The sequence below is a fragment of the Aureimonas sp. CAS genome, assembly GCF_059838215.1.
In genome coordinates this window covers 87,595-102,115 of record NZ_CM187563.1, presented here as the reverse complement: position 1 = coordinate 102,115, position 14,521 = coordinate 87,595, and the positions used below count along the sequence as shown (strand labels likewise).

13 protein-coding genes are annotated in these 14,521 nt (G+C 69.4%); 5 read left to right on the top strand and 8 right to left on the bottom strand.

Annotated features, from left to right (window positions below; translation table 11 throughout):
* Positions 1-88: 88 nt before the first annotated feature.
* Together AC6R2M_RS00460 and AC6R2M_RS00455 are read right to left on the bottom strand one after the other, a co-directional pair.
* Entirely contained in the window at positions 89-745 is a 657-nt protein-coding gene (locus AC6R2M_RS00460; RefSeq protein ID WP_500484416.1) for an outer-membrane lipoprotein carrier protein LolA, read from the bottom strand.
* Between the two features lie 202 nt (positions 746-947).
* Entirely contained in the window at positions 948-4,070 is a 3,123-nt protein-coding gene (locus AC6R2M_RS00455; protein WP_500484414.1) for an FtsK/SpoIIIE family DNA translocase, read from the bottom strand.
* Between the two features lie 230 nt (positions 4,071-4,300).
* Between AC6R2M_RS00455 and AC6R2M_RS00450 the strand changes: the two genes are divergently transcribed.
* Positions 4,301-4,612 (top strand): GNAT family N-acetyltransferase, encoded by a 312-nt coding sequence (locus AC6R2M_RS00450; protein WP_500484412.1) that lies wholly within the window; start codon positions 4,301-4,303, stop codon positions 4,610-4,612.
* Between the two features lie 163 nt (positions 4,613-4,775).
* On the opposite strand, the gene AC6R2M_RS00445 is transcribed toward AC6R2M_RS00450, so the two are convergent.
* The 5 genes from AC6R2M_RS00445 to tesB all read right to left on the bottom strand — a co-directional run bounded on the left by AC6R2M_RS00445 (position 4,776) and on the right by tesB (position 9,412).
* The gene (locus tag AC6R2M_RS00445) at positions 4,776-6,149 is read right to left on the bottom strand and encodes an ammonium transporter (protein WP_500484410.1); all 1,374 of its coding nucleotides are present in this window, start codon (positions 6,147-6,149) and stop codon (positions 4,776-4,778) included.
* A 14-nt stretch (positions 6,150-6,163) separates the two neighbouring features.
* Complete coding sequence (locus AC6R2M_RS00440) at positions 6,164-6,502, bottom strand: P-II family nitrogen regulator (protein ID WP_500484408.1); 339 nt, start codon at positions 6,500-6,502, stop codon at positions 6,164-6,166.
* A 136-nt stretch (positions 6,503-6,638) separates the two neighbouring features.
* Positions 6,639-7,973: an ammonium transporter family protein gene (locus AC6R2M_RS00435; protein WP_500484406.1), complete on the bottom strand. Its 1,335-nt coding sequence runs from the start codon at positions 7,971-7,973 to the stop codon at positions 6,639-6,641.
* 12 nt (positions 7,974-7,985) lie between these two features.
* Positions 7,986-8,324 (bottom strand): P-II family nitrogen regulator, encoded by a 339-nt coding sequence (locus AC6R2M_RS00430; RefSeq protein WP_500484404.1) that lies wholly within the window; start codon positions 8,322-8,324, stop codon positions 7,986-7,988.
* A 215-nt stretch (positions 8,325-8,539) separates the two neighbouring features.
* Positions 8,540-9,412, bottom strand: coding sequence for an acyl-CoA thioesterase II (tesB, locus tag AC6R2M_RS00425; RefSeq protein ID WP_500484402.1), 873 nt, complete (start codon positions 9,410-9,412; stop codon positions 8,540-8,542).
* A 150-nt stretch (positions 9,413-9,562) separates the two neighbouring features.
* On the opposite strand from tesB, the gene AC6R2M_RS00420 reads away from it, so the two are divergent.
* From AC6R2M_RS00420 to AC6R2M_RS00405, 4 genes are all read left to right on the top strand, one after another.
* Entirely contained in the window at positions 9,563-10,798 is a 1,236-nt protein-coding gene (locus tag AC6R2M_RS00420) for a ubiquinone biosynthesis hydroxylase (protein ID WP_500484400.1), read from the top strand.
* Positions 10,799-10,945: 147 nt separating this feature from the next.
* Positions 10,946-11,281, top strand: a complete 336-nt coding sequence (locus tag AC6R2M_RS00415; RefSeq protein ID WP_500484398.1) for a DUF2849 domain-containing protein — start codon at positions 10,946-10,948, stop codon at positions 11,279-11,281.
* Between the two features lie 31 nt (positions 11,282-11,312).
* Positions 11,313-12,998: a nitrite/sulfite reductase gene (locus tag AC6R2M_RS00410; protein WP_500484396.1), complete on the top strand. Its 1,686-nt coding sequence runs from the start codon at positions 11,313-11,315 to the stop codon at positions 12,996-12,998.
* Positions 12,995-13,510, top strand: a complete 516-nt coding sequence (locus tag AC6R2M_RS00405) for a DUF934 domain-containing protein (RefSeq protein ID WP_500484394.1) — start codon at positions 12,995-12,997, stop codon at positions 13,508-13,510. The genes AC6R2M_RS00410 and AC6R2M_RS00405 overlap by 4 nt, the downstream gene beginning before the upstream one ends.
* A gap of 4 nt (positions 13,511-13,514) precedes the next feature.
* Here AC6R2M_RS00405 and AC6R2M_RS00400 read toward each other — a convergent pair whose 3' ends face one another.
* Entirely contained in the window at positions 13,515-14,516 is a 1,002-nt protein-coding gene (locus AC6R2M_RS00400; protein WP_500484392.1) for a 4-hydroxyproline epimerase, read from the bottom strand.
* Positions 14,517-14,521: the final 5 nt, after the last annotated feature.

Below are 14,521 nucleotides of genomic sequence, written 5' to 3'. Positions count from 1 at the left end.
GCGGGGAAAGTCAACAATCGCCGGGGGCTTTCGCGCCGGGTCTGCAAGGGGAACGGGGAGCGGAGCCGGCTCCGCTCCCCGTTCGACGTCAGTTGCCGGTCGCCCCGCCGCGGATCTGCTGGTAGGGAATCTGGAACATGGCCGGGTCGAGGTTCACGCCCTCCTGCACGCCGGAGATGATGACCGTCGTGTCGCGGTTCTGCGCGTCGCGCACCGTCCATTGGCGCAGCTCGTAGGTGTTCGGGTCGAACATCATGGTGATGCGCGAATTGCCGCCGAAGCGCGAGCGGTCGGCCATCACGATGGTGATCAGCTCGGACGTCTGCTGGATGTCCTGGATGTTGGCGGCGCCGAGGTCGATCCGCTGGTTCAGGAGCAGCGCCATGGGCGTCTGCGACAGCGGGTAGAGGTCCCAGGTGTTGAGGCGGCGGTTGTTGATCGCGACCTGGTCGCCGTCCGAGATCACCCGCAGGGGCTGGCCCGAATAGTCGAAGCGGATCTTGCCCGGCCGCTCCAGATAGAACGTTCCCTCGGACTGGTTGCCCGCCGCGTCGAACTGGACGAAGGAGCCGGTCATGGAGCGGACGGAGGAGAAGCGGTCCGCGACGGCCTGCGCGGCCTGGCTCGCCTGAGCCTGCGCGGGGACGGGCGCCAGCACGCCCGCGCCGAGCGGGGCTGCGAGCGACAGGGCCAGGATCGCGGCGGTGAGCCGGCGCTTGCGCGCGGCGGTTCTGTTCGGCTTCATCGTCAAGTCTTCTCGTCCTCGTATCCGCGTCCGCCCGCATCCGTTCTCGCGCTCGGCCGGGTCGTCCCGGCGGCGACGATAGGGGCCGGCTGAGGCCCGATGATGGCGTCTCTTCGAACGCAAAGATGGGGCGCCGGCGGCCTTGCGCCAACGCCCCATCCCTTACGCTTTCGTCATCCGTGCCCCGGCCGGCGGCCTCGCGTCAGGCGTTGTCGGTCGGCACCAGGATCTCGCGCTTACCGGCATGGTTGGCCGGGCCGATCAGCCCTTCCTTCTCCATGCGCTCGATGAGGGAGGCGGCGCGGTTGTAGCCGATCCCGAGACGGCGCTGGACGTAGGAGGTCGAGGCCTTGCCGTCGCGCAGCACCACCGCGACCGCCTGGTCGTAGAGGTCGCCCGATTCCTCCAGGCCGCTCGTGTCGCCGCCCTTGCCGCCCGAAGCTGCGCCGGCCTCCTCCTCGTCCTCGTCCTCCAGGATCGAGTCGAGATAGTCCGGCAGGCCCTGCGTCTTCAGATGCGCGACGATCTGCTCGACCTCCTCGTCGGCGACGAAGGGGCCGTGGACGCGCTGGATGCGCCCGCCGCCGGCCATGAAGAGCATGTCGCCCTGGCCCAGAAGCTGCTCGGCGCCCTGCTCCTGCAGGATGGTGCGCGAGTCGATCTTCGAGGTGACCTGGAAGGAGATGCGGGTCGGGAAGTTGGCCTTGATCGTGCCGGTGATGACGTCGACCGAGGGGCGTTGCGTCGCCATGATGACGTGGATGCCGGCGGCGCGCGCCATCTGCGCGAGGCGCTGGACGGTGCCTTCGATCTCCTTGCCGGCGACCATCATCAGGTCGGCCATCTCGTCGATGATGACGACGATGTAGGGCAGCGGCGAGAGGTCGAACTCCTCCGATTCGAAGATCGGCTCGCCGGTCTCGCGGTCGAAGCCCGTCTGCACCGTGCGCGAGATCGTCTCGCCGCTCTCCATCGCCTGCCGCACGCGCGTGTTGAAGCCGTCGATGTTGCGCACACCGACCTTCGACATCTTGCGGTAGCGGTCCTCCATCTCGCGGACCGTCCATTTGAGGGCGACGACGGCCTTCTTGGGATCGGTGACGACGGGCGACAGGAGGTGCGGAATGCCGTCGTAGATCGACAGTTCCAGCATCTTCGGGTCGATCATGATCATGCGGCACTCGGCCGGCGTCAGCTTGTAGAGCAGCGACAGGATCATGGTGTTGATCGAGACGGACTTGCCCGAGCCGGTGGTGCCGGCGACGAGCAGATGCGGCATCTTGGCGAGATCGGCGATCACCGCCTCGCCGCCGATCGTCTTGCCGAGCGCCAGAGCGAGCTTCGCCTTGTTCTGGCCGAAGGTCTGCGAGCCGATCATCTCGCGGAAATAGACGGTCTCGCGACGTGCGTTCGGCAGCTCGATGCCGATGGCGTTCTTGCCCGGAATGACCGCGACGCGCGCCGCGATCGCCGACATCGAGCGGGCGATGTCGTCGGCGAGGCCGATGACGCGGGACGACTTGATGCCGGGCGCGGGCTCCAGCTCGTAGAGCGTGACGACCGGGCCGGGACGCACCTCGATGATCTCGCCCTTCACGCCGAAATCGTCGAGGACGCCCTCCAGGAGCCGCGCGTTCTCCTGCAGCATCTCGGGCGAGAGCGAATCGTCGCGCGAGCGCGCCTTGGGAGGCGAGAGCAGGTCGATCGGCGGCAGCTCGAAATATTCGGGCGCGTAGGCGTGGGCCGGCTCGCCCTGATAGACGCGCTGCGGCTGGGCGGCCTGCCGCGACTGGACCTGCGCGGGTGCGGTGGGCACGACGCGCGGCTGGTGGTCGGCCATGGAGGGCTGCTGGACGCGCGCCGCCGGAGCCTGTGGCGCGCGCATCGCGGGCGCGGCCACGGGAGCCGGCGCGGCCACGGGGGCCTCGGCCTTGCGACGCATGCCGGGGAAGGCGACGATGTTGGCGGCCCGGTTCAGCCAGCCGCCATCCTCGTCCTCGCGAGCGGGCTCGACCGGCTGGATGCGGTCGTCGGCGTCGAGCGACAGGGCCGCCTCCTGCGCCGGCTCGGGCTCGGGCGCCCAGGCGGGCGCGGCCTCTTCCGGCTCGAAGCCGGCCTGCGGGTCCTCATGCTCGAAGGCGGCTTCGAGGTTCTGCAGGCTATCCTCGAGTTCCTCGAACTCCGGCTCGCCGTCGCGGCCGGTCGGCTGGCCGCGCGGCTGGCCGAGACGGGACGCGGCGACCGAGCCGTTCCAGTCGGAGCGACCGTGGCGCACCGTGGCGCGGCTGGTGTCGACGGGGCGGCGGGGCGGCTCGGCCGCGAGCGGCTCGAACGGCGCCTCCTCGAAGGGAGCCGGTTCGAAGGCGGGCGCGGGTGCCGCGGGACGGGGAGCCACGGGCACGGCCTGACGCGGCACGTAGCGCGCGGCCGGGTCCTCCTGCGGGTACTCCTCCATGCGCGGCTCGACGACGCGGACCTCGCGCTCGGCCCGCATGCGCGGCGCCGGTGCGGGCGGCAGGCCGGACGGGTCCGCGCGCCGCTCCGACGCCTCCCAGACCGGCTCGGCATGGCGGGCGAGTTCGGGCTCGCGGTCGCGACGGGCGGCGCTGCCGACACGGCGCGAGAGCGCGGCGCCGAGCGAATAGACGGCATGGCCCATGGCGCCTGCGGCCAGTTGCAGGCGTCCGGGCGCATCCTCCTCCTCGCCATAGGGATCGGCGGCGGCGCCCCGGCGGGACGGAGCGGCCGCGGCGATCGTCTCGGCACGGGCGGGCTTCAGGAGGCCGGCGCCGTAGAGGCTGAGCCAGCCGGCCGGAAGGCCGAGGAGAATGGCCAGGACCGCGCCGAAGACGCCGGAGGGATAGGCTCCGGTGACCAGCGAGGGAACGCGGAGCGCGAGATCGCCGGTGATGCCGCCGAGCCCGATCGGCAGCGGCCAGCCGGCGGGCGCGGAGAGGCAGCCGAGTGCGGCGGCGGAAAGGACGAGCCCGCCCGCGGCCATCCAGCCGCGGCGCGACATCTGACCGATCCGCCGGTCCGCGACGAGAATCAGGCCCCACACCGTCGGGAAGACGACGAGCAGGACCGAGGACAGGCCGAGGATCTGCATGGCGAGGTCGGCGACGACCGCGCCGGAGCCGCCCGCGAGATTGGTGACCTCCGTCGTGCCGGCGTGGCTGAGGGAGGGATCGGCGACGTTCCAGGAGCCGAGCGAAAGGCCCAGCCAGCCCGCCAGACCGAGGAGCGCGAGGCCCCCGCAGATCCGGCCGAGCCGGCCGACCGCCGCCCGCTCTTCCATCTTCGGCTCGATCGATGCCAATGCCATGCCGCGCTCACCCGTCGAATGATGGCGGGCCGAGCGGGCCCGCCTTCCGTCCGGCCCGCTCCCGGCCCGAGCGCGCAGCGTCGGGAGGAAGGTCGCCTTGTTCCTGCCCGCGAGGTTAAGCGGTCGTGGTTAAGGGGCGTTTAACCCTGAGCGGTCGGGAGCGCCGGACGGGGAACCCGGACCCCGGAATTTCCATTTCCGCTGGCGAAGCACGCAGGGGAAACGCGAGCATGAACATCCTTCACGACGACCGCGGCCGCGACGGCATCTTCTACTACGGAGACGGCGACGAACGCGCCGAGATGACCTACGCCCATGCCGGGATTCAGGACGCGCTGGTCTTCGACCACACCTATGTGCCGGAGAAGCTGCGCGGCCGGGGAATCGCCGAGGCGCTGGTGAACGAGGGCGTCGCCTATGCGCGCTCGCGGAACCTGAAGGTGGTGCCCGCCTGCTCCTACGTCCGCTCGCTCTTCAAGGCGCATCCGGACAAGTACGGCGACATCGCCACCGAAGAGGAGAAGCCGGTCGGGCGGGTCTGAGGCCGGGCGCGGTCCCAGGGAAGACGCGGCCGTTCGGTGAGGACGGACCCTTCGGCGCCCCCTCTCCGGCCGGCGGAGGGGGTGATGGAGTTCCCGTCCCGAACCAACGGAAAAGGCCGGCGGAGCGCTCCGCCGGCCTTTTCGCATGTCCGACGAAGCGAAGTCAGGCGTGGTAGGCCTGCTCGCCGTGGCTGGTCAGGTCGAGGCCCGTCATCTCCGCCTCCGGCGTCACGCGCAGGCCGACGATGGCGTCGACGAGCTTGTAGAGGATCGCCGAGACCACGCCGCAATAGACGATGGTGATGGCGACGGCGACGAACTGCGACCAGACCTGCGCGCCCATGGTGACGCCCTCCTCGTAGCCGACCCCGCCGAGCGAGGCCGAGGCTAGGACGCCCGTGCCGATGGCGCCGACGATCCCGCCGACGCCATGCACGCCGAACACGTCGAGCGAATCGTCGTAGCCCGCCTTCACCTTCACCACCGTGACGAAGACGTAGCAGGCGACCGAGGCCAGAGCGCCCAGCGCAATGGCCCCGACCGGTCCGATCAGGCCCGCGGCGGGCGTTACCGCGACGAGGCCGGCGATGATGCCGGACGCCGCGCCCAGCATGGAGGCCGTGCCCCGCTGCAACGCCTCGACGACCACCCAGGCGAGCGCCGCGCCGGCGGTGGCCGTGAAGGTGTTGATCATCGCCAGCGCCGCGCCGCCGTTGGCCTCGAGGTTGGACCCGGCGTTGAAGCCGAACCAGCCGACCCACAGGATCGAGGCGCCGACCATGGTCAACGTCATCGAATGCGGGGCCATGTTGTCGCGGCCGAGCCCGGCGCGCTTGCCGACCAGGATGGAGCCGACCAGCGCGGCGATGCCGGCATTGATGTGAACGACCGTGCCGCCCGCGAAATCGAGCGCGGCCACGCCCCCGGCATGGGCGCCGGTGAAGATGAAGCCGTTGGCGTCCCACACCATGTGGGCGACGGGGAAGTAGACGATCGTCACCCAGAGCGCGGTGAAGAGCATGACGGCCGAGAACTTGATGCGCTCGGCGAAGGCCCCGACGATCAGCGCCGGCGTGATGCAGGCGAAGGTCATCTGGAAGGCGATGAAGACCAGCTCGGGGATGACGACGCCGTCGGTGAAGGTCGCGGCCATCGTGTCCGGGCCGATGCCGGCGAGGAAGAGCTTGCCCGTGCCGCCCCAGAAGGCGCTTTCCGAGCCCCCGAAGGAGAAGGAGTAGCCGTAGAGGACGTAGATCACCATCACGAGCGCGGTGATGGTGACGCACTGCATCAGCACGGAGAGCATGTTTTTGGCGCGCACGAGGCCGCCATAGAAGAGCGCGAGGCCAGGCAGGATCATGAAGAGGACGAGGACCGTCGAGACCAGCATCCAGGCGACGTCGCCCTTGTCCATGGTCGCGGTGGCCGCCTCGACGGTCTCGGGCGCGGGGGCGATGCCGGTGTCCTGCGCGAAGGCGAGGACGGGCACGAGGGTGGCGAGAAGGCCGCCCGAAAGAAGGGATACGAGCTTGCGCATCGGGGCAGGCCTTGTCAGAGCGCGTTGAGGTCGGTCTCGCCGGTGCGGATGCGGACCGCCCGATCGATGCCGTAGACGAAGATCTTGCCGTCGCCGATCATGCCGGTCTTGGCGGCGCGTGCGATGGCCTCGACCGTGCGGTCGACCAGATCGACGGGCACGCCGACCTCGACCTTCAGCTTGGGCAGGAAGGAGATCGCGTACTCCGCCCCGCGATAGATTTCGGTATGGCCCTTCTGCCGGCCATAGCCTTTGACCTCCGTGACGGTGAGGCCCTGGACGCCGATCGAGGTCAGCGCTTCGCGCACCTCGTCGAGCTTGAACGGTTTGATGATCGCCATGACGATCTTCATCGGATTGACCTTGCCCGGGGAAGAACGGCTCCCCGAAAAGCCGACGCCGCTCTCTCCACTCCTGAAGCGGCCACAGCAAACGAAGCCGGCGTCCGGCGGCGCGTGGCCGCCGGACGCCCTGTCGACGAGTCCCGCGCTAGACGCGCGAGGACTGGAACTCCGGATAGGCCTCGACGCCGACTTCCGCCCGGTCGAGACCCAGATCCTCTTCCTCCGCGCTCGGCCGCACGCCCACCGTCGCCTTGATGGCGAACCAGACGATGCCGCTCGCGACGACCGTGAAGGCGCCGATCGAGACGATGCCGAGGATCTGCGCGCCGAAGGTCGTGTCCGCGTTGGTGAAGGGAACGGCGAGCGTGCCCCAGATGCCGGCCACGAGGTGGACCGGGATCGCACCGACGACGTCGTCGATCTTCAGCTTGTCGAGGATCGGCACCGTGACGACGACGAGCGCGCCGCCGATGCCGCCGATGATCGCGGCCGACAGGAAGGTCGGGGTGAGCGGTTCGGCGGTGATGGCGACGAGGCCGCCGAGGGCGCCGTTGAGCGCCATGGTGACGTCGACCTTCTTGTAGAGGATCTGCGTGAGCACCATCGCGATGACGACGCCGGCCGCGGCCGCCGTGTTGGTGTTGACGACGACGCGGCCGACGGAGGCGGCGTCCTCGAGCGTGCCGAGAGCGAGCTGCGAGGCGCCGTTGAAGCCGAACCAGCCGAACCACAGGATGAAGGTGCCCAGCGTCGCCAGCGGGATCGAGGAGCCCGGCATGGCCACCGGGCGCCCGTCCGCCGTGAAGCGCCCGCGCCGCGCGCCGATGATGAGCGCGCCGGTGAGCGCGGCCCAGCCGCCGACCGAGTGGACGAGCGTGGAGCCCGCGAAGTCGGAGAAGCCGGCTTCGGACAGCCAGCCGCCGCCCCACTGCCAGGAGCCCGTGATCGGGTAGAGGACGCCGCACAGGACCGCGACGAAGAGAAGGAACGGCCAGAGCTTCACGCGCTCGGCGACCGTGCCCGAGACGATCGAGGCGGCCGTGGCGCAGAACATCGACTGGTAGAAGAAGTCGGTGGCGAGCGAATAGTCGCCGGTGTCCTCAGCCGGGGACGGGAACACCATCCAGGACGGCGTTCCGAACCAGCCGCCGTCGACGCCCGTGTACATGAGGTTGTAGCCGACGATCCAGTAGACGAGGACGCCGATCGAATAGAGCGAGATGTTCTTCAGGCACTGCATCGAGACGTTCTTGGAACGCACGAGGCCCGCCTCGAGCATGCAGAAGCCGGCCGCCATCCACATGACGAGGATGCCGCCGAGGAAGAAGAGCAGCGTGTTGAAGACGTAGAAGTTCACGTCCACGGCCGCTTCCGCCTCGGGAGCCGCCTCCACGACGGGGGCCGCGTCCTGGGCGAGGGCTGCGGTGGCGAGGCCGAGCGTCAGAAGGCCGGCCGTGACGATGGTCTTTCTCATTTGCATCGGATCGTCCCCTCAGAGCGCGTCGACATCGGTCTCGCCGGTGCGGATCCGCACGGCGCGCTCGATGTCGAAGACGAAGATCTTGCCGTCGCCGATCTGGCCGGTCTTGGCCGCGCTCGCGATCGCCTCGACGGCGCGCTCGGCGAGGTCGGACGGAACGCCGACTTCGATCTTCAGCTTGGGCAGGAAGGAGACCGCGTATTCGGTGCCGCGGTAGATTTCGGTGTGGCCCTTCTGCCGGCCGTAACCCTTGACCTCGGTCACGGTCAGACCCTGGATGCCGACGGCGGTGAGCGCTTCGCGCACCTCGTCGAGCTTGAACGGCTTGATCACCGCCATCACGATCTTCATGTCCACCTCGATTCGCTTCTGGACCGGAGTTTCGACCGGTCATCCCCTTGCCGAACGCGACGCGACGGCTGCGAATCAAGGAGAAGCAAGAAGCGTGCCAAACGTCGCGAAGTGCGGATTCGGTGCCGCACAATCGCTCTGCGTGACGATCGAGAGCGCAGGACGGGACGATCAGACCCGGCGCGCTGCCCAAGAAACGGGCAAATGGTCGATGCTTAGGCGGGCGCACCCTTGCGCGGGCGGATCAGCCCTTCCTGCGCGACGGAGGCGACCAGCGTGCCGTCCTGCGCGAAGAGCGAGCCGCGCGTCAGCCCCCGCCCGCCGGAAGAGGACGGGGAGTCCTGGCTGTAGAGCAGCCATTCGTGGACGCTGAACGGTCGATGGAACCACATGGCGTGGTCGAGGCTCGCCGCCTGCACCCGCGCGTCGAACACCGAGAGCCCGTGCGCGAAGAGCGAGGTGTCCAGGAGCGTCATGTCGGAGAGATAGGCTAGGATCGCAGCGTTCAGCGCCGGGTCGTCGCCGACCGGGGCTGCCAGACGCACCCAGATGTCCTGGCGCGGCTCGAGCTTCTTCTCGGTCAGGTAATGGTCCATCGAGACGGGCCGGAACTCGATCGGCCGGGGTCGGTCGAAATAGCGCCGGACGGGCTCGGGCGCGTGCGACAGGATCGTCTCGCGAAGGTCGTCGCCATGCGGCAGGTCGTCCGGTCCCGGAACGTCCGGCATCGCGGCCTGATGGTCGAGACCCTCCTCCCGCTTCTGGAAGGAGGCCGAGAGGGTGAAGATCGCCTGCCCGTGCTGGATGGCGGTGACGATGCGCGTGGTGAAGGAGCCGCCGTCGCGAATGCGCGTCACGTCGTAGACGATGGGAACGGACGGGTCGCCCGGCCGCATGAAATAGCCGTGAAGCGAGTGGACGGGCCGCTCGACCGGAACGGTGCGCTGCGCGGCGACGAGCGCCTGGGCGATCACCTGCCCGCCGAAGATGCGCTGCCAGCCGATCTTGGGGCTGAGGCCGCGGAACAGGTTCTCCTCGACCCGTTCCAGGTCGAGGATGGCGACGAGACCGGCGACGATGTCGTTCATGGGGCGCATCTCCTCGGGACGGCGAAAGGGCGTCTCAGCCTTCTGGGTCACCGGGCCGATGGTGGCAAGCTGTCCGTTGCGCGATTGCCGTGGCGGGACCGGGCGCCTAAGTCACGGGCAAGAACGACGACGAGGCGGGAAGGAACGACCATGGAGACGGCCGCGAACGGACCGCAATACGACATCGTGGTCGCCGGCGCGGGCTATGTCGGCCTGGCGACGGCGGTCGCGATCCGCGATGCCGCGCCCGAGCTGTCGATCCTTCTCGTCGACGCCGCGCCGGAGGGCGTCTGGCGCAAGGACGCGCGCGCCTCGGCCCTGGCGGCGGCGGCCGTCCGCATGATGCGGCGGCTCGGCACCTGGGAGACGATGGAGGGCGACGCCCAGCCCATCACCGAGATGATCGTCACCGATTCGCGCACCTCCGACCCGGTGCGTCCGGTCTTCCTCACCTTCGGCGGCGAGGCGGGGCCGAGCGAGCCCTTCGCCCACATGGTCCCGAACACCAGCCTCAACGGCGCGCTGCGCGAGCGCGCCGAGGCGCTGGGCGTGGAGTTCCGCGCCGGCGCGGCGGTGACGGGGATCGACGAGCGCCCCGCCACCATCCGCATCGAGCTCGGCGACGGCACGACCGTCGGCGCCCGCCTTCTCGTCGCGGCGGACGGGGTGCGCTCCAAGATCCGCGACATGGCCGGCATCCGCACGATCCATAAGGCCTACGGGCAGTCCGGCATCGTGGCGACCGTCGCGCACGAGCGCCCGCATGGCGGCCGCGCGGAGGAGCATTTCCTTCCGGCCGGCCCCTTCGCGGTCCTGCCGCTGAAGGGCAACCGCTCGTCGCTGGTCTGGACCGAGCCGACGGCGGAGGCCAACCGGCTGATCGAGGCCGACGAGATGGTGTTCGAGATGGAGCTGGAGCAGCGCTTCGGCTTCAAGCTCGGACCTCTGCGCGTCGAGGGCGACCGGCGCGCCTTCCCGCTGGGCCTGACGCTGGCGCGCGACTTCGTGCGCCCGCGAATCGCCCTCGTCGGCGACGCCGCGCACGGCATTCACCCGATCGCGGGCCAGGGCCTCAATCTCGGCTTCAAGGACGCGGCGGCGCTGGCCGAGACCGTCGTCGACGCCGCGCGGCTCGGCTGCGACATCGGTTCGATCGACACGCTGGAGCGCTACCAGCGCTGGCGGCGCTTCGACACGGTGCAGATGGGCGTCGTCACCGACGTGCTGAACCATCTGTTCTCCAACGACAGCGGCCTGCTGCGCCAGATCCGCACCTTCGGCCTCTCCCTGGTGGACCGCGCCCCCTTCGCCAAACGCTACTTCATCGGTCAGGCGGCGGGCCTCTCCGGCCCCTCGCCACGCCTTCTGCAGGGCGAGCCGATCTGACGACGCATTCCGCAGGCCGCAAATTTCGTTCGAAAAGGCGGCCTCGATTGGAAAATCCTTCGCAGCACCAGGCGAGGCTTTGCCGTATCTGGAATGCTTCGAAGCTGGCGGGCGGGCCGTCGGCGTCCGGCGCGAAGTGATTGTGCGATGGCCGAATCCAAGATGGCGGCGCGCGGCAAGGGTCCGAAGCTGCCCGTGATCATGACCGCGAACGACCTCCTGGACGGCGAGGTCGTGTTCCTGGGCGAAGGCGGCTGGACGCCCGATCCGGCGGGTGCGCTCGTGGCGCGCGACGAGGGAACGGCCGAGAGCCTGGAGACGCGGGCCAAGGCCGACTTCCAGGCCAACCGCATCGTCGAGCCCTATCTAGTCGAGGTCGCGCTCGGCGAGGACGGCCATGCGCAGGCGAAGCACTTCCGCGAGGCGATCCGCCTGAAGGGCCCCACGATCCACCCCGACATGGGCAAGCAGGCCGAATTCTAGCGGCCGTCCCAGGCCGCGAAGCGAGGTTGGAATGTATCGGTACGACGAGTTCGACGAGCGCTTCGTGCGCGAGCGCGTGGCGCAGTTCGCGGATCAGGTCTCGCGCCGCCTCGACGGCTCGCTGTCCGACGACGAGTTCAAGCCGCTGCGGCTCAAGAACGGCCTCTACCTCCAGCTCCACGCCTACATGCTGCGCATCGCCGTGCCCTACGGCACGCTGAACTCGCGCCAGCTGCGCCAGCTCGCCCACATCGCGGACGTCTACGACAAGGGCTACGGCCACTTCACCACGCGCCAGAACCTGCAGTTCAACTGGCCGAAGCTGAAGGACGTGCCCGAGATCCTCGGCCTGCTCGCCGATGTCGAGATGCACTGCATCCAGACGAGCGGCAACTGCATCCGCAACGTCACCGCCGACCATTTCGCGGGCGTTGCGGCCGACGAGGTGGAAGACCCGCGCCCGACCGCCGAGCTGATCCGGCAGTGGTCGAGCCTGCACCCGGAGTTCTCCTGGCTGCCGCGCAAGTTCAAGATCGCCGTCACCGGCGCCGAGCACGACCGCGCCGCCGTGAAGGTCCACGACATCGGCCTGCGCATCCTTCGGCACCCGCAGACGGGCGAGATCGGCTACGAGGTGATCGTGGGCGGCGGGCTCGGGCGCACGCCCTTCGTCGGCAAGGTGATCCGCGACTTCCTGCCCAAGGACGAACTGCTCGCCTATCTCGAAGCCGTGATGCGCGTGTACAATTCCGAAGGGCGCCGCGACAACAAGTTCAAGGCGCGCGTGAAGATCCTCGTCCACGAGATCGGGACGGAGGAGTTCCGTGCCCGCGTCGAGGAGGAATACGCCAAGCTCGACGGGCCGACGGTGAACGCGCCGCAGGACGAGGTGGAGCGCATCGCCGCCTATTTCGCCGCCCCGGCCTACGAGACGCTGCCCGAGGTCTCGGAGATTCTGCGAGCGGCCCGTTCGAAGGATTCCGAACTCGACGCCTTCGTCGAGCAGAACGGCTTCCCGCACCGCCAGCCCGGCTACATCGCGCTGATGGTCTCGCTCAAGGGCATCGGCGACGTGCCGGGCGACATGAGCGCGGAGCAGATGCGCGCCTTCGCCGACATCGCCGAGCGCTACTCCTTCGACGAGCTGCGCGTCACCCACGTGCAGAACCTCGTCCTGCCCCACGTGAGACAGGACGACGTGCCGGCCGTTTACGCCGCGCTGAAGGAAGCGGGTCTGGCGACGGCCAATGCCGGCCTCGTCACCGACATCATCGCCTGCCCCGGCCTCGACTATTGCGCGCTCGCCACCGCTCGCTCGATCGGCATCGCGCAGGACATCTCGGTCAAGCTCGCCCCGCGCCAGCGCGAGATCGGCCCGCTGCAGATCAAGATCTCCGGCTGCATCAACGCCTGCGGCCACCACCATGTCGGCCATATCGGCATTCTGGGCCTGGAGAAGGGCGGGCGCGAGAACTACCAGATCACGCTCGGCGGCGACGCGACCGAGAACGCCGCGCTCGGCGAACGCCTCGGCCCCGGCATCGACGCCGATCAGGTGACCGGCGCGGTCGAGGCGATCGTCGCGACCTATCAGCGCGAGAAGCGCGAGGGCGAGGCCCTGATCGACACGGTCCGCCGCGCCGGGCTCGACCCCTTCAAGGCCGATTTCCAGGCCTATGTCGCCTCGGCCGAGGGCAAGGTGGGAGAAGCGGCATGAGCGCCCTGATCGACGCCACCGGGCGGATCGACGACGCCTTCACCTTCGCCGAGGATTCGGCCGCGCTGGCCACGGCCGAGCGGCCGGTGCTGGTTCCGCTGGAGCTTCTGTCCGAGGCGCTGGCGGGCGGCTCCAATGCGCCGGTCGGCGTCCTCGTGCCGAACCGCACGAAGGCGGAGGATCTCGTCCCGCATTTCGGCTCGCTCGCCCTGATCGCGATCGCGTTCCCGGGCTTCTCCGACGGCACCGGCCTGTCGCTCGCCCGTCGCCTGCGCCGCGAGGGCTTCACGGGGCGGCTGCGCGCACGCGGGCCTCTGGTCGCGGACCAGTTCGCCGAAGCGCTCGCCTGCGGTTTCGACGAGGTGGAGCTGCCCGACGCCTCCGCCGCGCGCCAGCCGGTCGAGCAGTGGCTCGCCGCCAAGGATTCGATCAGCGCGCACTACCAGACAGGCTATGGCGAGGATCGCTCGATCCTGCAGCGGCGGCTGGACGCGAAACGCTCCGCCGCCTGACCGCTCACACCACGACGAAGCCGTGGGCGAAGGGGTCCCGGTCGTCGATGAAGATCGTGTTGATGCCCGTCTGGCGCGCCCAGCCGGCGATGGAGGGCACGATCGCAGGCCGGTCCCCGACCTCTGCCGCCGCCTCCACCCGCCCGTGGAACAGCGAGCCGATGATGCTCTCGTGGACGAAATCGTCCCCGACGGACAACCGGCCCTTCGCCGCCAGTTGCGCCATGCGCGCCGACGTGCCGGTCCCGCACGGCGATCGGTCGATCGCCTTGTCGCCGTAGAAGACGGCGTTGCGTGCGTGAGCCTTCCGGTCGCGCGGCGCGCCCGTCCACTGGATGTGGCTCAGCCCCCGGATCGCCGGGTGATCGGGATGAACGAACTCGTATTTCTCGTTCAGCGCCGAACGCAGTTTCGCGGAGAGCGCGACGAGCTGGCCGGCCGTAAAATCCGCCATATCCGCGAAGTTCTTCTGCGACTCCACGATGGCGTAGAAATTGCCGCCATAGGCGACGTCGACGACGATCTCCCCGAACCCTTCGACCTCCGCCGTCAGCCCCTCCGAATGCAGGAAGCTGGCGACGTTCGTCAGCCGCACCTCCTCCACGAAGCGCCCCTCCTGCCGATAGGTGACATCCACCCGCCCCGCCGGCGCGTCGAGCGCGACGCGGCCGGCCTCGCGGGGTGTCACCAGACCGTTCTCCACCGCCATGGTGATCGTGCCGATGGTGCCGTGGCCGCACATGGGCAGGCAGCCCGAGGTCTCGATGAAGAGGATCGCGACGTCGCAATCCTCGCGGGTCGGTGCCATCAGGATCGAGCCCGACATCATGTCGTGGCCGCGCGGCTCGAACATGAGGCCAGTGCGGATCCAGTCGAACTCCTTGAGGAAATGCGCGCGCCTTTCCAGCATGGTCGCGCCTTTCAGGAGCGGCGCGCCGCCCGCCACGAGCCGCACCGGATTGCCGCAGGTGTGCCCGTCGAGACAGAGGAAGGTGTGGCTGGCCATGGAAG